At 74.9% G+C, this 21,278-nt stretch carries 20 protein-coding genes and 1 pseudogene; 12 read left to right on the plus strand and 9 right to left on the minus strand.

The genetic code is table 11. The annotated features are described in order from the left end of the window. Positions 1 to 53 precede the first annotated feature (53 nt). The 3 genes from ACFVVU_RS30785 to ACFVVU_RS30795 form a co-directional block, all read right to left on the minus strand. Positions 54 to 1,451 carry a delta-60 repeat domain-containing protein gene (locus ACFVVU_RS30785; RefSeq protein WP_387793518.1) on the minus strand — a complete coding sequence of 466 codons (1,398 nt, stop codon included), beginning with the start codon at positions 1,449 to 1,451 and terminating at the stop codon, positions 54 to 56. Positions 1,452 to 2,100: 649 nt separating this feature from the next. Continuing rightward, the gene (locus ACFVVU_RS30790; RefSeq protein ID WP_387793519.1) at positions 2,101 to 3,267 is read right to left on the minus strand and encodes a serine hydrolase domain-containing protein; all 1,167 of its coding nucleotides are present in this window, start codon (positions 3,265 to 3,267) and stop codon (positions 2,101 to 2,103) included. A 256-nt stretch (positions 3,268 to 3,523) separates the two neighbouring features. Beyond that, on the minus strand, positions 3,524 to 4,360 hold the full coding sequence (locus ACFVVU_RS30795; protein WP_387793520.1) for an SDR family oxidoreductase: 837 nt from the start codon (positions 4,358 to 4,360) through the stop codon (positions 3,524 to 3,526). A gap of 130 nt (positions 4,361 to 4,490) precedes the next feature. On the opposite strand from ACFVVU_RS30795, the gene ACFVVU_RS30800 reads away from it, so the two are divergent. Then, positions 4,491 to 5,162, plus strand: coding sequence for a TetR/AcrR family transcriptional regulator (locus ACFVVU_RS30800; RefSeq protein ID WP_380687198.1), 672 nt, complete (start codon positions 4,491 to 4,493; stop codon positions 5,160 to 5,162). 38 nt (positions 5,163 to 5,200) lie between these two features. Here ACFVVU_RS30800 and ACFVVU_RS30805 read toward each other — a convergent pair. Beyond that, positions 5,201 to 6,007 (minus strand): annotated as a pseudogene (locus ACFVVU_RS30805) (arylamine N-acetyltransferase); the annotation flags it as partial. Positions 6,008 to 6,258: 251 nt separating this feature from the next. Here ACFVVU_RS30805 and ACFVVU_RS30810 point away from each other — a divergent pair. Continuing rightward, positions 6,259 to 6,471: a helix-turn-helix domain-containing protein gene (locus tag ACFVVU_RS30810; protein ID WP_387793521.1), complete on the plus strand. Its 213-nt coding sequence runs from the start codon at positions 6,259 to 6,261 to the stop codon at positions 6,469 to 6,471. An 83-nt stretch (positions 6,472 to 6,554) separates the two neighbouring features. Here the strand turns inward: ACFVVU_RS30810 and ACFVVU_RS30815 are convergent, their stop codons facing one another. Beyond that, a complete protein-coding gene (locus ACFVVU_RS30815; RefSeq protein ID WP_387793522.1) occupies positions 6,555 to 7,214 on the minus strand; it encodes a TetR/AcrR family transcriptional regulator in 660 nt (219 codons plus the stop codon). Between the two features lie 87 nt (positions 7,215 to 7,301). On the opposite strand from ACFVVU_RS30815, the gene ACFVVU_RS30820 reads away from it, so the two are divergent. The 8 genes from ACFVVU_RS30820 to ACFVVU_RS30855 all read left to right on the plus strand — a co-directional run bounded on the left by ACFVVU_RS30820 (position 7,302) and on the right by ACFVVU_RS30855 (position 15,230). Continuing rightward, complete coding sequence (locus ACFVVU_RS30820) at positions 7,302 to 7,823, plus strand: DUF1453 domain-containing protein (protein WP_380687192.1); 522 nt, start codon at positions 7,302 to 7,304, stop codon at positions 7,821 to 7,823. A gap of 148 nt (positions 7,824 to 7,971) precedes the next feature. Next, positions 7,972 to 8,520 (plus strand): hypothetical protein, encoded by a 549-nt coding sequence (locus ACFVVU_RS30825; RefSeq protein WP_387793523.1) that lies wholly within the window; start codon positions 7,972 to 7,974, stop codon positions 8,518 to 8,520. Positions 8,521 to 8,608: 88 nt separating this feature from the next. Beyond that, on the plus strand, positions 8,609 to 9,271 hold the full coding sequence (locus ACFVVU_RS30830) for a class F sortase (protein ID WP_380715481.1): 663 nt from the start codon (positions 8,609 to 8,611) through the stop codon (positions 9,269 to 9,271). Positions 9,272 to 9,395: 124 nt separating this feature from the next. Then, the gene (locus tag ACFVVU_RS30835; protein WP_387793524.1) at positions 9,396 to 10,310 is read left to right on the plus strand and encodes a hypothetical protein; all 915 of its coding nucleotides are present in this window, start codon (positions 9,396 to 9,398) and stop codon (positions 10,308 to 10,310) included. Next, a complete protein-coding gene (cseB, locus tag ACFVVU_RS30840; RefSeq protein WP_387793525.1) occupies positions 10,307 to 11,074 on the plus strand; it encodes a two-component system response regulator CseB in 768 nt (255 codons plus the stop codon). Before ACFVVU_RS30835 ends, cseB begins: the two co-directional genes overlap by 4 nt. After that, positions 11,071 to 12,324 carry a sensor histidine kinase gene (locus ACFVVU_RS30845; RefSeq protein WP_387793526.1) on the plus strand — a complete coding sequence of 418 codons (1,254 nt, stop codon included), beginning with the start codon at positions 11,071 to 11,073 and terminating at the stop codon, positions 12,322 to 12,324. Before cseB ends, ACFVVU_RS30845 begins: the two co-directional genes overlap by 4 nt. Positions 12,325 to 12,633: 309 nt before the next feature. Further along, positions 12,634 to 14,043 carry an LAETG motif-containing sortase-dependent surface protein gene (locus tag ACFVVU_RS30850; RefSeq protein WP_387793527.1) on the plus strand — a complete coding sequence of 470 codons (1,410 nt, stop codon included), beginning with the start codon at positions 12,634 to 12,636 and terminating at the stop codon, positions 14,041 to 14,043. Positions 14,044 to 14,162: 119 nt separating this feature from the next. Beyond that, the gene (locus tag ACFVVU_RS30855; RefSeq protein WP_387793528.1) at positions 14,163 to 15,230 is read left to right on the plus strand and encodes a hypothetical protein; all 1,068 of its coding nucleotides are present in this window, start codon (positions 14,163 to 14,165) and stop codon (positions 15,228 to 15,230) included. A gap of 91 nt (positions 15,231 to 15,321) precedes the next feature. Here ACFVVU_RS30855 and ACFVVU_RS30860 read toward each other — a convergent pair whose 3' ends face one another. Beyond that, complete coding sequence (locus tag ACFVVU_RS30860; RefSeq protein ID WP_387793529.1) at positions 15,322 to 16,563, minus strand: FAD-dependent monooxygenase; 1,242 nt, start codon at positions 16,561 to 16,563, stop codon at positions 15,322 to 15,324. Between the two features lie 114 nt (positions 16,564 to 16,677). On the opposite strand from ACFVVU_RS30860, the gene ACFVVU_RS30865 reads away from it, so the two are divergent. Then, positions 16,678 to 17,277, plus strand: a complete 600-nt coding sequence (locus ACFVVU_RS30865; protein ID WP_380683757.1) for a TetR/AcrR family transcriptional regulator — start codon at positions 16,678 to 16,680, stop codon at positions 17,275 to 17,277. Positions 17,278 to 17,329: 52 nt separating this feature from the next. Here ACFVVU_RS30865 and ACFVVU_RS30870 read toward each other — a convergent pair whose 3' ends face one another. Beyond that, positions 17,330 to 17,974: a TetR family transcriptional regulator gene (locus tag ACFVVU_RS30870; RefSeq protein WP_380683758.1), complete on the minus strand. Its 645-nt coding sequence runs from the start codon at positions 17,972 to 17,974 to the stop codon at positions 17,330 to 17,332. Positions 17,975 to 18,021: 47 nt separating this feature from the next. Between ACFVVU_RS30870 and ACFVVU_RS30875 the strand changes: the two genes are divergently transcribed. Beyond that, positions 18,022 to 18,966, plus strand: a complete 945-nt coding sequence (locus ACFVVU_RS30875; protein ID WP_387793530.1) for an oxidoreductase — start codon at positions 18,022 to 18,024, stop codon at positions 18,964 to 18,966. Between the two features lie 13 nt (positions 18,967 to 18,979). Here ACFVVU_RS30875 and ACFVVU_RS30880 read toward each other — a convergent pair whose 3' ends face one another. Together ACFVVU_RS30880 and ACFVVU_RS30885 are read right to left on the minus strand one after the other, a co-directional pair. Then, on the minus strand, positions 18,980 to 19,618 hold the full coding sequence (locus ACFVVU_RS30880; RefSeq protein WP_387793561.1) for a chloramphenicol phosphotransferase: 639 nt from the start codon (positions 19,616 to 19,618) through the stop codon (positions 18,980 to 18,982). 257 nt (positions 19,619 to 19,875) lie between these two features. Beyond that, positions 19,876 to 21,267: a cobyrinate a,c-diamide synthase gene (locus ACFVVU_RS30885; RefSeq protein ID WP_387793531.1), complete on the minus strand. Its 1,392-nt coding sequence runs from the start codon at positions 21,265 to 21,267 to the stop codon at positions 19,876 to 19,878. Between the last annotated feature and the right edge of the window lie 11 nt (positions 21,268 to 21,278).

The raw sequence follows: 21,278 nt of genomic DNA on the forward strand, positions 1-21,278 counted from the left end.
GCCCGAACCCCAAGGGGTTCGGGCCGCCGCCTTTCGCATCGTGCGCCGCTGGGTCAGTTGGTCTGGTAGCGCGCGGCGGTGAAGTCGAAGCCGGGGGTGAGGTCGGGCTTGGTCACGGTGGCGGTGCCGGCGGTGACCAGGCGGTTGCTGGAGTCGATGGCGGTGCCGCGGGCGGAGGCGCCGCCGGTGCCGAACGGCGTGGTGACGATGCCGGACGCTCCCCAGCTGGTGTCGAGGAGGCCGTTGGAGGTGTAGCGGACCACCGTCTGCACCCCGGTGTTGGGGTCCAGCGGGAAGGGCGAGACCTCGCCGCTCTCGCCGGCGGCGTAGATCCTGCCGGAGGGGCCGATGGCGATCGAGCGGGCCTCGTCGCCGAGGAGGGTGATCTTGGTGGTGGTCTTGCCGAGGGTGCCGAACGAGGTGTTGAGGCTGCCGTCGGCGTTCAGTTCGGTCAGGCCGAAGGCGCCCGCGCCGATGATGTTGAACGGGTCGGGCGACTGCGCCAGTCCGCCGAGGACGATCTTGCCGTTGTTGCCCCCGTTGGTCAGGGCGAGGCTGAACGCGAGGTCGGACAGCACTCCGAAGGAGACGTTGGTGGAGCCGCTGGTGCCGAAGGTGGTGTCCAGGCTGCCGTCGGGGTTGAACCTGGCGGCGAGGAAGTTGTCCGCGCTGGTCACCGTGTTGACGGAGAACCCGCCGGCGACGAGCTTGCCGTCGTTGCGCTGGGCCAGGCCGAAGAAGTGGCTGGTGGTGCCGAGCTGCAGCGTCGTGAGGCCGAGCCCGCCGCCGAAGGTGGAGTCCAGGGTGCCGTTGGGGTTCAGGCGCACCAGCAGGGCATTGGGTCCCGCCGCGCCGGCGCCGACGATCTTTCCGTCGGGCTGGATGACCAGGCTGCGGATGCCGTCGCCGAGTCCGCCGGAGACGTTGAGCAGGACCTTGCCGCCGGTGCCGAAGGAGGTGTCCAGGCTGCCGTCGGTGTTCAGGCGCGCGACCGCGACGTTGGCGGTCTGCTCGTTCGGGCCGGCCAGCCCCGCGACGACGATCTTCCCGTCGGAGGGCTGGATCGCCACGGCCCGGGCGAAGTTGGTGTTGGGCGCGGCGAGGAACGAGAAGGCGACGGTGCCGGGGACGGTGCTGGTGGGGCCGAAGGTGGTGTCCAGGCTGCCGTCGGTGTTGTACCGGGCCAGGGCGAACTGGGCGTTGCCGCCGGCGGCCGGGACGTTGATTCCGTGGCGGCCGGCGGTGACGATCTTCCCGTCGGAGGGCTGGATCGCCAGGGCGTTGGCGATGTCGGGCAGCGAGGGCGTGCTGCCGAAGTCGGTGGTCACCTTGCCGCCGGTGCCGAAGGTGGTGTCCAGCGCCCCCGGGGTGGCGCCGGCGGGGACGGCGGTGATGAGGGCGATGGCGACTCCGGTCGCGGCGGCGAGGCGCCGCGCGTTGAGCATGCGCATGACAGAATCCTCTTTCGCTGAGGGGGAGGCCGGGGCAGGGGCCCCGATAGCGGTGTGTGCCCACGGGTGCGCTCCGTTTGCGCGCATGCCCGAGCAGGCTGGAGGGAAGGATTGGTGCGGAACGTCCGACCGCACAGCGGCATCGGTGGATGCGGGCTGCGGGCCAGGAGGGGCACGCCACACGGAGGGAGACGGATCCGTCCGGGGAGTCAGGCGGCGGTTGGGCGCCTGCCCGGGCAACACGGGGCCGCCCCCCGTTGGCATATGCCGGAGGTTCAGGCCGACGACCGGTCCTGCGGAACCGGCCGCGTCGCCATCGTGGCGCACCGGCGCGCGCCGGGGCAAGGCTTTCCGGCCGCAAGCTTCCGTTCGCTCGGAAGTGGCGGGTGAGCGGGGGTTGATCGAACTCCCGTACGTCTTCGGGGCCCCGCGCGACCAGCGGATTCGCCGCCTTCGGACCCGGCCGGCCGGAGTTCCCTCCATCGGCGCGTTGCACCATCCCGCACGCCCCCTGGCGCACGCCCCTACGGCGTCGCAAGCGCCGGGAGCGTGAAGTCGCACCCGTGGAACTCCCGCGCCGGGACAGGAGTGCGGCCCCTCGCGCCGGACGAGCGCGAGGGGCCGGGGCGGCGTTCGGCCGCGGCGCCGCTCAGTGGCAGAACTCGGCCTCCCCGAGGGCGCGTTCACCCTCGACCCAGTCGGCGTTGGTGTTGAACACCGCCGCGTGGCGCCCGTCGCGCGTCGTGAGCGCGATGGTCGAGGAGCCGTGGATGGTGCCGCTGTGGCCCCAGACGGTGATCCCGCAGCTGAGCTTCACGCTGCCGATACCCAGCCCGGGACCGCCGGCGGCGGGAACCATCTCGTCCAGCTCGGCCTGCGGCAGCAACTGCCCGCGCATCAGGGCGGAGTAGAAGCGGGTCAGGTCGGCGGTCGTGGAGATCATCTCCCCGGCCGATCCGCCCCACGACGGGTTGAGTTCGGTGGCCTCCAGCGGCGTCGGCGAGCCGCCGAACAGCGTGGAGTAGCCGAGCGCGTGCGGCTGCGGCAGACCGGCGGCGGTGCCGGGCAGGGTCGTCGCGGAGAGGCCCAGCGGCCGGATGATCCGCTTCTCGATCTCCTCGCCGTACGGGCGGCCGGTCACCTTGGCGATGATCATCCCGGCCAGGACGAAGTTGGTGTTGGAGTACGAGCGGGACGTTCCCGGTGCGAACACCGGGGGGTGCGAGACCGCCGTCCGGACCAGGTCCTCGGGCCGGTAGGTGTCGAAGCGGTGGACCAGGAAGTCCGGACTGGCCAGCCGCTGGATCATCGTCGGATCCTCGTCGTAGGAGAACAGTCCGCTGGTGTGCCCCAGGAGCTGCCGGACCGTGATCCCCGCCCCGTCGTTCCCGTTGCCCTGCACCACGCCCGGCAGCCACTTCTCGACCGTGTCGTCCAGGGAGAGCCGCCCTTCGGCCCGGAGCTGGAGCACCACGGTGGCGGTGAAGGTCTTCGTCAGACTGCCGATCCGGAACCTTTCCCGGGGCGACCGGGGCTGCCCGGTCGCGGTGTCGGCGGCCCCGACCGCCGCCGACCAGCTGTCGCGGCCCTCGCGGACCCCGGATATCGTCCCGGGCAGGCCCTCGGCCCGGACGAGCTCCGCCATCGCCGCCCGCGTCGCGGCGTGCGGGCCGCCGTTGTGGGTGCCGGCCGTGCCGGCCGTGCCGACCGTGCCTGCCGTGCCGGCCGCCGCGGCCGATGTCACCGTTCCCGCCGTCACCGCGGCGGCCACCGCCACCGCGCCGAAGCCGCGCCGAAGCGCCCCCTGCCGAGCCATGCCGACCTCCAAAGGTCCGAATCGCCCGTCCCCCGTGATTGGATCAACGCCCCCTCGGCTCGGGGTGGTTCCCGTCCGATGTATCGTCAGCCAGAGCCCGCGGGCCGCCGTTGCACGTGCCGTTGGGGGCGCTGATGTTCAGCCTGAGCGCGCTGGACCCGGGGCGGAGCCTGTCCGCCGGCACGCGCCACGGCCGGTGACGGCGAACGGCGGCCGGGCCGGGACCGCTCCCGGCCCGGCCGCCGCCCGAGCCGTCTCAGAAGGTCAGCGCGGTGGGCTGGGCGTCGGGGCGGACCGCCGCGTCGGTGCCGCCGTCCACGAACAGGGTGGCCCCGGTGGTGAAGCGGGCCTCGGGCCGCAGGAACTGGTGCACCCAGAAGGCGATGTCCTCGGGCCGGCCGAAGAGGCCCAACGGCATGGGGGTGGGGAAGTCGTCGGCGTCCGGCTCCTCGCCCGCGCCGGTGGACCCGAGCATCAGCGGGGTGATCACCGCGCCGGGCGCGATGACGTTGAGCAGCACGCCCTCGCGCGCCCACGCCGGCGTGACGGCCGTCCGGCGCACCCAGCGGGCCAGGGCGAACTTGGAGGTCGCGTAGGCGGAGATGCTCGGCGCACCCTGCGCCGCCTGCGCCGCCTCGGCGGGGAGCGCCGCCAGGGCCGCGCGGGCGTGCTCGCGGGCCGCGTCCTCGTCGCCCGAGAGCAGCAGCTCGACGAGCTTCTCGTCGATCATCGGGACGGTGGTCGAGGAGTTGGAGCCGATCACCACGGCGCGCCCCGCCGAGGAGCGGGCGAGCGCCGGGCGCAGCCCCTCCAGCAGGTCGACCGGGCCGAAGTAGTTGATCGAGGCCACGGCGGCGGGGTCCTTCATCGCGGGGCCGACGCCGGCCACCGCGGCCACGCCGTCCAGGACCCCGTTGGAGGCGTCCAGGATCCCCTGGACGGCGGCGCGGCGGCCCTCGACGGTGCCGAGGTCGGCGGTGATGTCGGCGTCACGGAGGTCGACGCCGATGACGGTGTGGCCGGCCTCCCGGAGGGCGGCGGCGCTGGCGGCGCCCATTCCCGAAGCGGAGCCGGTGACGGCGTAGGTACCCATGGTGCGAGCCTCTCGATCACTGTGCGCGTGGGGGCGCACGGGACTGGCGGCGCGCCCTTCAGGGCGCTTGCCAATCAGGATTCAATCACTGATTGGATAGTAACTCGGGTTCCTGTGGTGCAATGGCGGCATGCCGGATGGAACAGCTCAGGACCAGAACCCGATCCCGGACACCGCCCCGGCCCCGGACGCCGGATCGACCCGGGACCGGCTGCTCGCCGCCGCCGAGCGGCTCTTCCTCCGGCGCGGTGTGGGCCAGGTCTCGGTCCGCGCGATCAACGCGGAGGCCGGCCTCAATCCGGGCGCGGTGCACTACCACTTCGGCTCCCGCGAGGGCCTGGTCGCGGCGCTGCTCGGGCGCGAGCTGATGCCGCTCTGGCAGGGGCGGCTGGAGGCGGCCACCGTGAACCCCGGGGCGACGGGGCCCGCGCAGGTGCGGACCCTCGTGGCGGCCGTCGCCGCACCGTTCGACGAGCTGGTGCGGACCGAGCGCGGCCGGATGCTCTGCCGCCTGCTCGCGCAGGCCATGCTCACCGCCGACCGGCCGCTCAGCGGCTCGCCCTGGGCGGGCACCGCTCCGTTCGAGGTCGTCCTCGGCCGGGCCCTGCCCGACCTGACCGTCCGCGAGATCACCGACCGCTGGCGGCTCGCGTTCACCACCCTCCTGGAGGCCTACGGGCGCCCGCTCGCCGCCGAGGTGGATTCCACCGCCGAGCCGTCGTTCCCCGAACTCTCCACCGTGGTGGCGTTCCTGACCGCCGGTCTGACCGCGCCCGGGGCGGCGGGGGGATCGGCGGGCTGACGGCCGGGGTGGAGGCCGGGGGGAGGGGTGATGCCGAACTCGGACTCCAGGACCGCCCGGATCCCCTCCGCGCCGTCGAGCTCCTCCACCGTCACGGTGCCGTCGTCCGCGGTGCGGGTGAGCCTGGTGCCGTCCAGCGACAGGTGTCCGTCGTCGAGCGTCCGCTGCGCGAAGAGGCGGCGGAACGGCGAGCGCGGGTGGGTGGCGACGTACCAGTTGGCGATGTTGATGTCCGGCGCCGGCGCCGGGTCGAGGGTGAACGACACCAGCTGCCGCCACTCGTCGCCGTGCCGGGCCTCCAGCACCCAGACCGGCACGGGGGCGTCCGCTCCCTCCAGCACCAGCCGGTGCCGACGGCCCCGGCCCTCCCGGGCCAGGCCGGGGATCATCGGCAGCGGCTCCAGCAGCCCGTCCGCCGACCCGAAGCCGACGTCCACGAGGTAGTCCGCCCCGTCCGCCCCGTTCGTGCCCTCCGCCTCGCCCGCCCCGTCCGCCCCGGGCACCCGGACGACCAGCACCAGGTGGGTGCGCGGCCGTATCTCCCCGGGCCGCGCGTTCACCCGTACCCGGCCGGTGTGCCGGTCGACGCCGTAGCCCAACTGCTCCAGCACGGCGGCGAACAGCGTGTTCTGCTCGAAGCAGTAGCCGCCGCGCGAGCCTGCGACGATCTTGGCCTCCAGATCGGCGACGTCCAGCGACGGCACGGTGCCCATCACCACGTCGATGTTCTCGAACGGGACGGCCAGCACGTGCGCGTGCTGCAGCGCCCGCAGCGTGGCCAGGGTGGGCGCCCGCCCGCCGTTCCACCCGACCCGCGCGAAGTACTTGTCGAGGTCGACGCTCATACCGCCACGGTACGGACCCGGCGGCGCCCCTGCCTCCGGCTGCGGTTCGGCCCGCCGTGGACCCTGCGACCTAGGACCCGACTCGGGCGGGGTACCGCCGTGATCCCGGCCCGGCACGGGAGAACGGGCGCTAGGTGTACTGACCACGGAGGTTGGTGACAGGGCTCACGGCGTAGTGATCTTGAGATGAGTGAGGGCCTTCTGGCCAGGTGTGGATTGCGACATCTGCACCTACAGCCAGAAAGGCCCTCATGCCACACCGTAACGCACCGCTGACCGAGACCGGACGCCTGCGCCTGGCCCGCTGCGTGGTCGAGGAAGGCTGGCCGCTGCGGCGGGCCGCCGAGCGCTTCCAGGTCTCGCCGACCACGGCCAAGTGCTGGGCCGACCGCTACCGCACGCTCGGCGAGGCCGGCATGAACGACCGATCTTTGACTCGGCGCCCCGCGGTCTCGTGTGAATGACTGAAGGCGGCGCCCATGGCCCCGACCGTGCTACGGGTGTCCGTACAGAGCGACGGCAAATCCGGCCCTGTGGAGCGAGCCCTTCATCGCGCGTCGTCACCTCGCCGTTCGGCCAGGTCGTGGAGGTGGCGGCGGAGGATCGGCAGGGCGGTGTCGGGGGCGACGCCGTCCGGGTGGAGGACCATGCCGAGGGCGAGGCCGTCCAGGAGGGCGGCGAGCCGTTCGGTCTCCAGGGGGAGGTCGAGGCCGGCGGGGACTCCACCGGAGCGGCGGGCCTCGTCCAGGACGCGGGCGACGAGGCGGCGGGTCGACTCGTGCAGCAGGGCCGCGCCGGGCCGCAGTTCGGGGCGGGTGCGGGCGGCGGTGGTGAAGGCCAGCCAGAGCACCGCCTCCTCGCGGCGGGGATCGTCCAGCGGGAGCAGCTCGGCCAGCAGGGCCTCGACGGCGGCGCGCCGGTCGAGCGGGGCGGCCGGGTCGGTCGGGTCGGCCGCGGCGGCCGGGTCGAGCAGTCGCTCGGCGTGGCCGCGCACGCGCTCGCCGATGCGCCGGCACAGCTCCTCCATCGCGAAGATCACCACCTCGGCCTGACCGTCGAAGTAGTGGCGCACCGAGCCGATCGCCAGGCCCGCCTCGTCGGCGATGTTGCGCAGCGAGGCGTGTTCCAGTCCGTCCCGGCCGACGATGCGCAGGACGGCGCGCGCCACGTCCTGGCGGCGGGCTTCGGGGCTGATGACCTTGGGCATGTTGTTGTTATAGCACGGTCGAGCTAAATTGAGCCGCAGGACCTCCGGGGCGGCAGACGGCCCGGGAACGCAAGGGGGGTGCGGGCCGTGAACACCTGGCTGCTCGTGACGGTCATCGCCGCGGCCGCGGTGGCCGTCGTCGTCAAGCGGTTGATCGGCGAACCGGTCAACGTCCGCGATCTGTTCGGCCCGCCGGTGGTGCTCACCGCCCTCGGCGTCTGGTCGCTGCTGGAGGCCGAGGACCTGAACGGCGCGGACGTCGGCTGGGTGGTCGGCGGCTGCCTGATCGGCCTGGGCCTCGGCGCGTTGCGCGGCGGGACGGTCGCGCTGTCCACCAGGAACGGCGTCCTCCACCAGCGCTACACCGGGAGGACCTTCCTCGTGATCGCCGTCGCCCTCCTGGCCTCGGTGCTCTACGGACTGCTCGCCCGCGAGCTCGGCATGCACGAGGACGCCCGCCCGCTCAACCTCTCCATCGGTGTCGGCTTCCTCGGCGAGGCACTGGTCATCGGCTACCGCGGGCTGCGCGGCGGGACGCCGTTCGCGCCGGAGAAGCCCGGCCCGCTCGACCGCTACGGCGAGCGGATCGACCGGCTCACCCGCCGCTGAGCGCCGACCCGAAAAGTCGTTACGCAGCCGATGAGCCGCTGTGACACGACCGGCCGGGGACCGCGACACGGGCTTTCTACCGTCGCTCTCGACGCACCGGCCACACCCGGCCGGGACCCGCGTCACCGAGGATGAATGGAGAGTTCGCATGGCCACGCGTACCACCAGGAACCGCGCCGTTCTGCGGATGTCGGCCGTCTGCGCCCTGACCGGCGCCGCGCTGCTGACCGTCGTCACGGGCGGGCAGGCCTGGGCCGACGGCGGCGCCGGTGCCGCCACCCCGACCGCCACCCCGTCCGCCAAGGCCCCGGCCGCGGCGGGCAGCACCGGCGGCGGCACCGCCCAGCCGGCCCCGGCGCCGCCGACCGTCGCCCCGGCGCCGCCGACCGCCGTTCCGTCGCCGTTCGTCTCCGCGGTGCCGACGGTCTCCCCGGTGCCGAAGGACGCCACGCGCCCGGTCGCTCCGCTGCCGTCGCTCACCCGCGACGCCAACGGCGCGCCCGTGCCCGCCCCCGACCCGGCCTCCGGGCAGCCGCAGGTCCGTGAGGTGCCGAAGGGCGCCGCCCAGGCCGGTGACGGGTCCACCGCCGGTGACTCCTCCGGCCTGAAGCTGGTCGGCGGCGGCGCGGTCGCCGCCGTCGGCGCCGGGGCGCTCGGCTTCGCCGTGCTGCGCCGCCGGTCCGGTGCGCGCGGCTGACGACGGCCACCGTGGCGGGCGTCGTCGTGGGGGGCGCGCCCGGCACGGCGGGCCGCGGCCGTGCGGGCTGAACCGGAGCGTCTTCGGGGTGGCCGGGCTGCTCTGCCTGGCGCTCGGCGCGACCGTCGCGCTCTCGGACCACCGGGAGCCCCCGGTGGTCCGGGTGGAGACCTCGGCCCGGCAGGGCGCGGGGGACACACCGTCGACGGGGACCGGGACCGCCGCTCCGGCCGCCACCGACAAGGGGACCGGGACTACCGCCCCGCGCCCGTTCGCGGCCTCGCCGCCGACCCGTCTGCTCGTCCCGGCGGCCGGCGTCGACGCCCCGGTGACCGGCCTCGGCCTGAACACCGACGGCACCGTCGAGGTGCCGTCCGCCGAGCGTGCCGGTGAGGTCGGCTGGTACCGCAACGGTCCGACCCCGGGCGAGACCGGGCCCGCCGTCCTGATCGGGCACTACGACACCGCGCACGGCCCGGCGGTCTTCCGGGGACTGCCGAAGCTGCGGGCGGGGGACCGGATCCAGGTGCGGCGAGAGGACGGCAGCACGGTGGACTTCCGGGTCCGCGAGCTGGTCCAGGCCGCCAAGGACGCGTTCCCCACCGACCTGGTGTACGGCAACACGACGGCGCCCGAGCTGCGCCTGATCACCTGTGGGGGCCGGATCGGGTCCGACGGTCACTGGACGGACAACATCATCGTCCTGGCGGACCTGGCCGGTCCGGCCGACCCGGCCACCTCCGCCGGCTGATCGGGCTCCGGCTACGCTGCCCGGACGGCACCCGCCGGGAAACCGGCGGGTGCCGTCCGGGCGATCCGCCGACCGGACACGAACCGACATCACCGCAGACCAGGACCAGGAGGGCCACCGGAGGATGAGCACCGCCGTCCGTCGTTCACCCGCCCTCCTCCTCGCCCTGCTCGCCGCCGCGCCGCTCGCCCTGGCGGTCGGCTGCGCCGCCCCCGGCGAGCTGCGCGACCACGGCGCGGCCGACGCCGTCGCCCGCCCGCCCGCCCGGATCCCGCTCTGGCCGGGCCAGGCCACCGCCCCGCCGCCGGACCTCGCGGCGGGCCGCACCCCGGAGCCGGCCCCGCAGCCGGTCCCGGACGTGACCGTCCCCGGCCAGGACGTCACCGCGGTGGACGTCCGCACGCTGCTGACCAAGGACCCCGGCGTGAGCCAGGACGAGCGGCGGGCCCTGGAACCCTGCACCGGCTGCGAGGTCCGCAACGCCGAGTACCGCGACCTGACCGGCGACGGACGGCCCGAACTGCTGGTCGTCGTCGGGCTCGCCGACACGGACGTGCTGCACGTCTACACCGCGGCCGCCGACCGGCTGCTGCCCGTCCTGCGGGTGCAGCTGCTGAAACGGTTCGGCGCTGAGACGCTCGGCACCGAGCTCTGGCTCTACGAGCCCACCACCATCCGGTCCCGGACCATCCGTCGCTACGGCTGGGACGGCGCGCGGCTGGTCCTGACCGACCAGAAGGTCGAGGGCACCGGGCCGACCCCCGAGCCCGAGCCGACGCCGACCATCGGCCCCGGGGAGCGGCCGAGCAGCCTCCGCCCGGGCGGAGGTGCCTCGCCCGCACCCATGCCCAGCCTGCCCGTCGTCCGCCGGCCCGACGGCTCCGACCCGGGATCGGGCGCGGGCACCCCGACGGCCATGCCCACGCCCGTGCCCAAGGCGCCGCAGCCCGGCCAGCCCCGTCCGATCGTGCCCACGGTCGCGCCCACCGCGCAGCCGCCCACCGCACAGCCGCCCGCCCGCCCGGAGACCACGCCATGAACCCCACGGCGCCCAGCCACCCCCGCATCCTCATCGTCGAGGACGACGAGGTGATCCGGGAGGCCACCCGGATGGCCCTGGAACGCTACGGCTTCCCGGTCTCCACGGCCGCCGACGGGCTGGAGGGGCTGGAGATGTTCCACGCCGTGCGGCCCGATCTGGTGCTGCTCGACGTGATGCTGCCGCTGCTGGACGGGGTCGGCCTCTGCCGGCGGATCCGCGAGGAGAGCCAGCTGCCGATCCTGATGATGTCGGCGCGCACCGATCCGGTCGACGTGGTGTCCGGCCTGGAGGCGGGCGCGGACGACTACGTGGTCAAGCCGTTCGAGAGCGCGGTGCTGGTCGCCCGGATCCGCACCGTGCTGCGCCGCATCCGCGTCGTCCCGGCCGCGCCCGCGCCCGCGCCTTCCCCCTCGCCGGCTCCTGCACCGGAGCCGCCCGCGCCGGAACCCGCCGTCCCCGAACCCCGCACGCCGGTCCGCAGCTTCGACGGCCTGGAGGTGGACACCGACTCCATGGAGGTCCGGGTGCACGGCAGGCTCGTCCCGCTCACCCCCACCGAACTGCGTCTGCTGCTGGAGTTCACCGCCGCGCCCGGCATCGTGCTGGAGCGTGCCGTCCTGCTGGAGCGGGTCTGGGACTACGAGTGGGGCGCCGACACCCGCGTGGTCGACGTCCACGTGCAGCGGCTGCGCGCCAAGATCGGCGGCGGACGGATCGAGACCGTCCGCGGCTTCGGCTACAAGCTCCGGCGTTCCGAATGACGCTGCGCCGCCAGATCGCCACCGCCGTCGCCGCCATCTCCGTCCTGGTCGCGGTGGCGGTCGGGTTGCTCGTCCACCAGGCGATGGTCCGTCAGCACGTCGATCAGGCACGCGGATCCGCGCTCACCGCGCTGGACGCTGCGCTCGGCGCCTACGGCCGCGGCGAGGACGTCACGGGCGGCGGCCGGCACGCGCTGGACGACCCGGTGCTGCCGACCAGGCTGCGCGCCCTCGCGGCCGAGGGGCGGCGCGGGTCGCTGCTCGCGCAGGGGCCGGAGGGCGAGTCGATGTGGGCGGCGGGCGCCACCCGCGACGGCGTGCTCTCCGTCCGGCTCGACTTCACCCAGGACCGGCAGTCGATCGCCGACCTGGACCGGATCATCCTGATCACCGTCACCGCCTCCGTCTTCACCACCGTGCTGGTCGGGGTGCTGGTCGCGGACCGGATCAGCCGGCGGCTGCGGACGGCGGCGACGGCGGCCCGGGGCATCGCCGCCGGGCGCACCGACACCCGGATCGGTGAACTCGTCGACGGCCGGGACGAGGTCGCCGACCTCGCGGCGGCCGTCGACCTCATGTCGCGGGAGCTGCACCGGCGCCTGGAGGACGAGCAGCGGTTCACCGCCGACGTCGCCCACGAGCTGCGCACCCCGCTGACCGGGCTGGTCACCGCCGCCGAACTGCTGCCCCCGGGTCGGCCCACCCAACTGGTGCAGAACCGGGTGCAGGCGCTGCGCGGGCTGGTCGAGGACCTGCTGGAGGTCTCCCGGCTGGACGCCGACGCCGAACTGCCCGACCTCTCGGCGGTGCCGCTGGAACGCGCGGTGCGCCGTACGGTCGCGCTGACCGGCCTGGACGTGACGGTCGAGGTGGCGGCCGACGCGTCGGTGCGCACCGATCTGCGCCGGCTCGACCGCATCCTCGGCAACCTCCTCCTGAACGCCGACCGCCACGGCGGCGGCACCATCCACCTGCGCGTCGACGGCCACCGCATCACCGTCCGCGACCACGGCCCCGGCTTCCCCGACGAACTCCTGCGCGACGGGCCCCAGCGCTTCCGCACCAGCGTCCGCGAACGCGGCAAGGGCCACGGCCTCGGCCTCACCATCGCCCAGGGCCACACCCGCGTCATCGGTGCCGCCCTCACCTTCACCAACCACCCCGACGGCGGCGCCCTCGCCACCCTCCTCCTCCCGCCGGCCGACGCGGACGCCGACGAGGGCGCGGACGACCCGGCGTCCGCGCTCTGACCCTTCCCTCCGGGCGGAGTTCGAGGGCGAATCACCCGGTTCGGCAGGGTTGTTCCGGGCGGTTCGGGGCTCCTTCGAGGCCCGGGGAAAATTCTTTCCGTCGGTGTGCAACCGTTCCGCCCCGCGTGATGTCTGACAGACCACAAGGTGCGAACAAGCCTTGAGCGCAGGGGCCGAGGAGGGGTTCACGGTCCGGCGCACCGTCACTCCCGGGTGGGTCGGGACGATGTCCGCCCGCCCGTGGGAAATTCATTCGATTGACCGTCTGCTGAGGGCTCCCGCCCGCAGCAGAATGGGGGGGAAGTTCTTATGCGCACTACTGCTTACGGCCGTCGGAACCGCACGCGCCGCGCCGCCGCCACCGTCCTCGCGACCGTCCTCGCGGGCGGGACCGTCCTGCTCGCGGCACCCGCCGCCCTCGCGGCGGACGCGGTGCCGGACGTGCCGACGGTGAAGGTCAAGGCCGACGCCCCGGCCGTGATCGGACTCGCCGGCCAGCCGGTCGAGTTCACCGAGACCGTCACCAACACCAGCTCCATGGATTCCGGGTTCCACCTCTTCCTGAACGCCGTCACCGGCGCCGGCCTGCCGCTGACGGACGGCATCGCCATCGACTACCGCGACCCGGCCGACGGCGCCTGGAAGTCCCTTCCGCTGACCGACGTCGAGGGGTCCGCCTTCCACGGCGCGTTGCCCTACACCCTGGAGATCCCGGCGCACCGCAGCGCGAAGGTTCAGTTGCGGATCGGGCTGCCGATGGGCCGGCCGCACCACGGCGCCAGCAACGGGGGGATCCAGTCGCTGGCCCTGGAGTCGTCCGTGGCCATCGGTGCCCACGGGGCGCCGGCGGACCAGGTGACCGACACGATCAAGGTCGACGGCCTCACGACCGGGCTGTCCCGCGTCCCGGCCACCGCGGTCGCGGGCGGCGCGCCCATCGAGTTCGACGCCGTCCTGAAGAACCCCACGGCCTCGAACTACGTCAACGTCGCCAACGTCCTGGGCATCGACCCGCACGCCACCGTCCAGGTCCGCAAGGGGAACGGTGCCTGGACCGCGCTGAAGCCGGTCCAGGGCGGCGGTGTCGACGACGGCCTCGGGGTCTACCTGGAGGGTCGCGACTCCTCCATCGGCGCCAACTCGACGACCACCCTGCGGGTTCGGATGTCGTTCGACGCGGCGACTCCGCTCGGGCCGGTGACGGTGAACCCGTGCGTCTTCGTCAACGAGAACCCGGAGCGACCGTTCTCGGGGACGACGATGTGCGCCCAGCGGGCGACCGTGAAGATCGTCGCGCCGGACGCGTCGGCGTCCAAGGAGCAGCCGCCCGTGAAGGAGGCGCCCGTGAAGGAGGCGCCCGTGAAGGGGGCGTCCACCGGCAAGGGCGCGCCCGCCGTGCAGGCCGTCCCCGCCGTGAAGGGCGCGTCCACGCGCAAGGACGCGCCGGCCGGGCAGGCCGCTGCGCCGGCCGCGCCCGCCCCGGCCGCCGCGCCCACCGCCCCCGCCGCGACCGCTGAGGCGACCGTGGCGGCCCCGGCCCCGGCCCCCGTCCTGGCTGCCGCGGGCACCCCCGCGCCGGTGGCCCCGGCCCCGGCCACGGTCGAGCTGGCCTCGACCGGCTCGTCCGAGCAGACCCCGTCGTACGCGGCGGCCGGCGTTGCTCTGCTCGCTGTCGGCGGCGGCACCGCCTACTGGGTCGCCCGCCGCCGCCGCGCCTGACAGCAGCGGCCGGGGGGGCTCCGGTGCCGCCGGAGCCGCCCCGACGTGCAGTACGTCCATTGCGAAATCACCGTTTGCTGCCGGCAGGGGCCGGCAGCGGAAACTGGGGGGAACTTCCCATGCGTACCACTGTTTTCGGCCGCCAGGGCCGCTCGCGCCGCACGGTCGGGCGGGCCGCCGCCACCGTGCTGGCGACCGCGCTGGCGGGCGGGACCGTCCTGCTCGCGGCGCCCACCGCCTCCGCGAGCCCCATGCCGACGGGGAAGCTCAAGGTGAACGCCCCGGCCTCGGTCGGAGGCGCCGGGCAGCCGGTCGAGTTCACCGAGACCATCACCAACACCGGTTCCCAGAAGGCCGACTACCACCTTCACCTGAGGGTCACCGGCGACGGACAGGTGCCGGGCGAGCACGCCATCGTCATCGACTACCGCGACCCGGCCAAGGGCACGTGGAAGTCCGTTCCGCTGAACGTCGACCGCACGGGGAGCCTCGCCTACGACGGGGAGGTGCCCCGCGCCTTCGAGATCCCGGCGCACAGCAGTGTGACGCTCCGTCTGCGGATCGGCGTCCCGATGGGTCTGCCGCACGACGGCGCCAGTAACGGCTGGCTCCGGTCGATGGCCCTCGAGTCGCGCTTGGGTATCGGCGCCCGCGGGGCCGCGGCGGACATCGCGACCAAGACGATCAAGGTCCAGAACATCTCGCCCTCGCTCGGCCGCGTCCCGGCCACCGCGGTCGCGGGCGGCGCGCCCATCGAATTCGACGCCGTCCTCAAGAACCCCACGCCGTCGAACTACATCAACGTCGCCAACACCCTGGGCGTCGACTCGCACGCCACCGTCCAGGTCCGCCAGCCGAACGGCACCTGGACCACCCTGAAGAAGTTCTACAACAGCGCCGACGAGGGCGCGGGCGTGTACCTGCAGGGGCGTGACTCCAGCATCCGCGCCAACTCGACCACCACCGTCCGGGTCCGGGTGTCGTACGACGCCGGCACCCCGCTCGGGCCGACCGACATCGGGCGGTGCGTCTACGTCAACGAGAGGCCGACCCTGCCGTTCCGGGGGACGACGACCTGCGTTCAGGGCGCCACCGTGCAGATCGTCGCGCCGGGCACCAAGGGTGCCAAGGGCCAGTCGTCGGTGAAGCCGGCGCCCAGCACCAAGGGCACCTCGGCCGGCAAGTGAGCGGCGACCTAGCCTGACGGCGGTGCTCAGGGGGCGGTTCCGGCACTCGCCGGGGCCGCCCCCGCGGCATGCCGTCCACTGTCCGCCCCGGTCAGGCGGCCCGGGGGCCGTCGAGCACCGGCGGGTGCCAGTCGTAGACGGGGGCGGCGCGGTTGAGGAGGACGCGGTCGGGGAGCAGGCCGGCCGCGGTGAGGGCGAGGTCGCGGGCGAGGGCGGTGAGGGGGGAGCGGCGGGCGACCAGGGCGCCGACGGCGCGGGAGCCGTTGACGATCGCGGTGGCGCGGGGGAGCCGGGCGGCGGTGTAGCCGGGCAGGGCGGCGGCCGGGTCCTCGCCGGGCCGGACACCGGCGGCCAGCACGACCGCGTCCTCGATGGCCTGGCAGGCGCCCTGGCCCTGGAAGGGGCACATCGCGTGGGCGGCGTCGCCGAGCAGGGCGACCCGGCCGCGGTGGTAGGCGGGCAGCGGGTCGGCGATCTCCCAGACGTCGTGGCGCAGCACCCTCGCCGGGTCGGTGGAGGCGAACAGCTCGGGGACGGGCGCGCACCAGTTGCCGTAACGGCGCAGGAGTTCGGCGCGTTCGTCGCCGTCGGCGGCGCGGGCGCCGGCCGGGGCGAGGGCGGCGCCGTAGACGTACACCCGGCCGTCGGCGAGCGGGACGACGCCGGCGAGCCGGCCGCGGCCCCAGACCTCGCCGGCGGCGAACGGCGGGCGGGGCGGGCGGGCGATCACCGAGCGCCAGGTGGTGAAGCCGGAGTAGCGCGGGCCGGGGTGGTGCGGGAAGAGCAGGCCGCGGGTGGCGGAGCGGATGCCGTCGGCGGCGACGACCAGTTCGGCGGGCCGCTCGCCGTCGGCGGTGCGGACGAGGGCGGGGGTGCGGTCGTCGCCGGGTTCGACGAGTTCGGCCCGCGAGCCGGTGCGGACGGTGCCGGCGGGCAGCGCGTCGACCAGGGCGTCGATGACGTCGGCGCGGGCGACGGCGACCAGCTTCTCGCCGAAGTGGGCCTCGACGGCCTCGGTGCCGGTGCGTGCGAGCCAGCGGCCGGAGGGGTGGCGGATGCCGATGGCGGGGTGCGGGGCGGCGAGGGCGCGCAGCCGGTCGCCGACGCCGAGCAGGTCGAGGGCGCGCAGGGCGTTCGGGGCGAGCACGAGGCCGGCGCCGACGGGCTCCAGCGAGGCGGCGCGTTCGTGGACGGTGACCGGGACGCCCTGGCGGTGGAGCGCGAGCGCGGCGGTGAGGCCGCCGATCCCGCCGCCGATGACGACGGCGTGCGGTGCCGGTTCCGGTAGGCCGCGGTGCTCCGGGGCGCGGTGGTCCAGATCGCGGTGGTCCATGGGGACTCCTCTCGGACGCGGAACTACACCTGTAGTTCCGATCGCATGGATCGACCGTACTACAGCTGTAGTGTGAGTTGGGCGCCGGCCCCGGGAAGGGCGATGATCGGACCCATGACCAGCAGCGCCGCGCCCGCCGGACCTCAGCGCCAGACCCTGATCGCCGACACCGCCGTCGCGCTGATCGCCGAGCGCGGCCTGCGCGGGCTCACCCACCGCGCCGTCGACGAGGCGGCCGGCCTGCCCACCGGCTCCACCTCCAACCTCGCCCGCACCCGCGCCGCCCTGCTGGAGCTGGCGATCACCCGGATCGCGGAGCTGGAGTCACCGGCGTACGCGATGGAGCTGCGGCCGCCCACGGTGGAGCATGCCCGGGAACTGCTCGCCCAGCTCGCCGCCGACGCCGTCCACCAGGCGCTCACCGTCGGCCGCGCGCTCACCGTGGCCCGCTTCGAGCTGGCGCTCGAAGCCACCCGGCGCCCCGAACTGCGCGTCGTCTACAACCGCCTGGGGGCGGGCCTCCTCGGCCTCGCGGTCACCCTGCTGACCGAGTGCGGCTCCCGCGCGCCCGAGGCGGACGCCCGCCGGCTGGTGCGCTGGGCGGACGGCGTGCTCTTCAACGTCACCGCCGGCAGTGGCGCCGGCCACGTCCCCGATCCGGCCGAACTCGGTGCCGAGGTCGCCCGTTACCTCGCGGCGCTGCTCGACGGCTAGGACCGACGGCCAGGGCCCGGAGGCCAGGGCGCGACAGCCAGGGACCCGACGGCTAACCCGCGGGCGCGTCCAGGGCCGGGGCGAGGACGGCGAAGGCCCGGGCGGTGAGCTCGGCCGGGTCGGCGGCGCCGTCGCTGTCGCTCCACCGCTCCAGGACGGCGCCGAAGGCGGTGAGCGCCATCCCGGCGGCGAGCCGGGGGTAGAGGTCGGCGGCGGGGTCGCGGTCCAGCCGGTGGGCCAGCTCGGCGGTCAGTTCCTCGTGCCACCCGGCCTGCCGCTCCAGGAAGCGGGCGTGCAGCGCCGGGGTGCGCAGGATCAGCTGGACGGCGCGCAGTGCGCGGTCGCCGTGCTCGCCGCAGGCGGCCAGCGGCACCGAGACGGCGTGCCGCAGGGCGGCCGAGGGCGGCTCGGCGGCGGGGCGGGCGGCCAGTTCGGCGCGGATGCCGGCGCCCAGTTCGGCCAGGAACCGGACGATCACGTCCTCCTTGGACGCGAAGTAGCGGAAGAACGTCCGCTTGGAGACGCCGGCGCCGGCCGCGATCTCGTCCACGGTGACGGCGTCGAACCCCTGGGTGGTGAGCAGCCCGAAGGCGGCTTCGGTCAGCTCGTCCACGACGAGTTGACGCTTGCGCTCGGCCAGGCTGACGGCGGGTCGAGAGGTCACCCGACGATGGTAACGCCATGACGCGAGTGTCATCCAGTAGCGCCTTGACACCGAGTGACACGAACGGCAGCATCTGCCACATGAAGCCTTTGGAGTCAACAGGCGGCGGTGCGGGCCGGCGCGGGCGTGTGTTCGTCGTCACCGGAGCGAGCAGCGGGCTGGGACTGGCCACCGCCCGGACGCTGGCCGAGCGGGGCGGGCGGGTGGTCCTCGCGGTCCGCGACGAGGAGCGGGGGCGTGCGGCCGCCGCCCGGATCGCCGCCTCGCTGCCCGACCCCGGTGTGCCGGACCGCCTCGACGTCCGCCGTCTCGACCTGGCCGACCTCGACAGCGTCCGGACCTTCGCCGAGCGGCTGCGCGCCGACCGCCCCCGGCTGGACGTCCTGGTCAACAACGCGGGCGTGTTCGCCCCGCCCCGGGCGCTCAGCCCGCAGGGCCACGAGCTGCAGTTCGCCGTCAACCACCTCGGCCACTTCGCCCTCACCGGCCTGCTGCTGGACGTCCTCGCCGCCGGCCGCGACCCGCGCGTGGTGACCGTCAGCTCGCTCAACCACCGCAAGGGGCGGATCCGCTTCGACGACCTCACCGGGGCGCACGGCTACACGCCGATGGGGTTCTACGACCAGTCGAAGCTCGCCAACACGCTCTTCGGCCGTGAACTCCACCGCCGGCTGGCCGCGTCGGGCAGTCCGGTGCGCAGCGTGCTCGCGCATCCCGGCTACACCGCCACCAATCTGCAGACCAGTGGGCCGACCGGCCTCACCCGGCTGCTCTTCGGGCGGCTGCTGCGGCCGCTCGCCCAGCGCCCGGAGGAGGGCGCGCTGCCCCAGCTGTACGCCGCGACCGATCCGTCCGTGCGCGGCGGGGAGTTCATCGGGCCGGACGGCCGCGGCGAGTTGCGCGGCGCGCCGACCCGGGTCCGGCTCGCGCCCTCGGCCGAGGACGCCGAGGCCGCCCGCCGGCTCTGGGAGCTTTCGGAGGAGTTGACCGGTGTGCGGTTCGGCCTGGGGGAGGGCGCGGCCTGACGCGCGCGGGCGCTCAGTGGGCGCGGGCGTCTCCGAGCACCCGCTCGGCGATGAGCCGGGCGCAGGCCGCCGCGTCCTGTAGGGCGGTGTCCACCTCCAGGTCGTAGCGCACGCCCCGGTGCACCGCCTCGGCCTGGGCCGCGGCCATGCCGGCGACGCGGTCGCCGCGGGCCCGTTCGCGGGCGGCGGCCACCTCGGGGGCGCAGCGCACGCCGACCCAGAGCACGTCCAGACCGTCCAGTGCCTCGCGCCAGCGCCGTTGGGAGGCGGTGGTGCCGAGGAACACCTCGTCGACGACGATCCGCGCGCCGGCCCGGGCCATCGCCGCGACGCCCAGCGTCCACGCGGCGTCCAGGGCGGCGAACGCCGGTCCGACGCTCACCGTGCCGTCGCCGTCCTCCAGACCGCCGATGCCGGGCGGCCCGTCGGGCTCGTCGGGATCGCCGGGACCGCCGCCACTGCCCGGTCCGGCCTCACCATCCGCGCCGGGCGCGGCTGCGGCGGAGCCACCGCCGGAGCCGCGCAGCGCGGCGGGCAGGGCGGCGATCAGCGTGTCCACCCCGAGGGTCAGCCAGGGATCCGGCAGCACCTCCTGCAGTCGGCGGGCGATGCTGGACTTCCCCGAGCTGGAGCCCCCGTTGAGGACGATCACCTGACAATCGGTCATCCGACCACCCTAAAGGGGCGGCCCAGGAGCGGCCGGGTCACTCGACGGTCACGCTCACCTCCGTCCGGTCCGCCCCCGGTGTGCCGGCGGCGTCCGTGGTGACGCCGCTCCAGATGCTGTCGGGCTCGTCCGGTACCGGTATCGACGGCGAACGGGGCGATATGAGGTGTATGTTCCATTTTGACGCCCGGTGCGGCCCCGGCGCCAGACCCAGGACCCCGCCGGTTTCCGCCGAGGGTGCCTCAGCCCGCCCGGTACGCCGTGGCCGCCGCCGCGAAGGAGGCGGCGAGCTGCGGGTATCCCGCCCAGTGCAGATGCAGATACGAAGCGTGAACGTTCTCCGCGCCGGCCGCGCCCGCGAATCCCTCGGTGTGCGGGCCGGCCGGCAACCGCCAGCCCCAGGCGGGTCGTTCACCGGACCCCGGCTCGCAGACCGTCCGGTGGAACTCGTGCCCGCGCAGCCTGGCGCCGGCCGGGGCCAGTGGCGAGTCGTGCAGCGCGACCGCCTCGCGGTAGCCGAGGGTCAGCCGCTCGGTCATCCGGGCCGAGGTGTCCAGCACCCCGCACATCGGCAGGCCGTCCAACGCGCGCCCGAGGTACAGCAGTCCGGCGCACTCGGCCGCGACCGGGCCGCCGGAAGCCGCGAACGCGGCGATCGCGGACCGCAGTTGACCGTTCGCGCTGAGTTCCCGGACGTACAGCTCGGGGAACCCGCCGCCGATCACCAGGCCCGCCGTGCCCTCCGGCAGGGCGTCGGCGTGCAGCGGGTCGAACGGCACCACCTCGGCGCCGGCGGCGGTCAGCAGCTCGGCGTTCTCGGCGTACGAGAAGGAGAACGCCGCACCGCCGGCCACCGCGATCCGCGGCGCGCCGCTCGGTGACGCACCGGACGCGCCCACCTCCACCGCCGGGTCCCACGGCTCGGCCCCGGCCAGCGGCGGCGCCGTCCGGGCCAGCGCCAGCACCGCGTCCAGGTCCACCGAGGCGGCGACCAGCTCGCCCATGTCGGCCACCGCCCGCAGCGCCTCCGCCGAGCGCTCCACGGCCGGGATCAGCCCCAGGTGCCGGGAGGGCGTGGCGACCGCCGCCGAGCGCCGCACCGCGCCCAGCACCGGCACCCCCGATCCCTCCTCCAGGGCCTCCCGCAGCAGCAGCTCGTGCCGGTCGGAGGCGACCCGGTTGAGGATCACCCCGGCCAGCCGCACCTCCGGGTCCCAGGAGGCGAAGCCGTGCACCAGCGCCGCCACCGACCGGGACTGCGAGGAGGCGTCCACCACCAGCACCACCGGCGCCCGCAGCAGCTTGGCCACGTGCGCGGTGGACGCCAGCTCGCCGCGCCCGGAGGCGCCGTCGAACAGGCCCATCACGCCCTCGACCACCGCCACGTCCGCCCCGGCCGCGCCGTGCAGGAAGAGCGGGGCGATCCGCTCCGGCCCGCACATGAACGCGTCCAGGTTGCGGCCCGGCCGCCCGGCGGCCAGCCCGTGGTAGCCGGGGTCGATGTAGTCCGGGCCGACCTTGTGCGGCGAGACGGCCAGCCCGCGCGCGGCGAGCGCGGCGATCAGGCCGGTGGCGACGGTGGTCTTGCCGGCGCCCGAGGAGGGCGCCGCGACGACGAGACGGGGGACGTTCACGTGGCTCGGCT

Origin of the sequence: Kitasatospora sp. NPDC057965, from assembly GCF_042887135.1 — a bacterium.
Classification (GTDB): domain Bacteria; phylum Actinomycetota; class Actinomycetes; order Streptomycetales; family Streptomycetaceae; genus Kitasatospora.

Bases quoted from the DNA above. Each gene is read 5' to 3' on its own strand.
- ACFVVU_RS30870 (WP_380683758.1), bottom strand. From the start codon at position 17,974: ATGACACTCGCGTCATGGCGTTACCATCGTCGGGTGACCTCTCGACCC.
- ACFVVU_RS30855 (WP_387793528.1), top strand. From the start codon at position 14,163: ATGCGTACCACTGTTTTCGGCCGCCAGGGCCGCTCGCGCCGCACGGTC.
- ACFVVU_RS30790 (WP_387793519.1), bottom strand. From the start codon at position 3,267: ATGGCTCGGCAGGGGGCGCTTCGGCGCGGCTTCGGCGCGGTGGCGGTG.
- ACFVVU_RS30815 (WP_387793522.1), bottom strand. From the start codon at position 7,214: ATGCCCAAGGTCATCAGCCCCGAAGCCCGCCGCCAGGACGTGGCGCGC.
- ACFVVU_RS30825 (WP_387793523.1), top strand. From the start codon at position 7,972: ATGGCCACGCGTACCACCAGGAACCGCGCCGTTCTGCGGATGTCGGCC.
- ACFVVU_RS30865 (WP_380683757.1), top strand. From the start codon at position 16,678: ATGACCAGCAGCGCCGCGCCCGCCGGACCTCAGCGCCAGACCCTGATC.
- ACFVVU_RS30845 (WP_387793526.1), top strand. From the start codon at position 11,071: ATGACGCTGCGCCGCCAGATCGCCACCGCCGTCGCCGCCATCTCCGTC.
- ACFVVU_RS30835 (WP_387793524.1), top strand. From the start codon at position 9,396: ATGAGCACCGCCGTCCGTCGTTCACCCGCCCTCCTCCTCGCCCTGCTC.
- ACFVVU_RS30850 (WP_387793527.1), top strand. From the start codon at position 12,634: ATGCGCACTACTGCTTACGGCCGTCGGAACCGCACGCGCCGCGCCGCC.
- ACFVVU_RS30860 (WP_387793529.1), bottom strand. From the start codon at position 16,563: ATGGACCACCGCGATCTGGACCACCGCGCCCCGGAGCACCGCGGCCTA.
- ACFVVU_RS30800 (WP_380687198.1), top strand. From the start codon at position 4,491: ATGCCGGATGGAACAGCTCAGGACCAGAACCCGATCCCGGACACCGCC.
- ACFVVU_RS30875 (WP_387793530.1), top strand. From the start codon at position 18,022: ATGAAGCCTTTGGAGTCAACAGGCGGCGGTGCGGGCCGGCGCGGGCGT.
- cseB (WP_387793525.1), top strand. From the start codon at position 10,307: ATGAACCCCACGGCGCCCAGCCACCCCCGCATCCTCATCGTCGAGGAC.
- ACFVVU_RS30810 (WP_387793521.1), top strand. From the start codon at position 6,259: ATGCCACACCGTAACGCACCGCTGACCGAGACCGGACGCCTGCGCCTG.
- ACFVVU_RS30795 (WP_387793520.1), bottom strand. From the start codon at position 4,360: ATGGGTACCTACGCCGTCACCGGCTCCGCTTCGGGAATGGGCGCCGCC.
- ACFVVU_RS30785 (WP_387793518.1), bottom strand. From the start codon at position 1,451: ATGCGCATGCTCAACGCGCGGCGCCTCGCCGCCGCGACCGGAGTCGCC.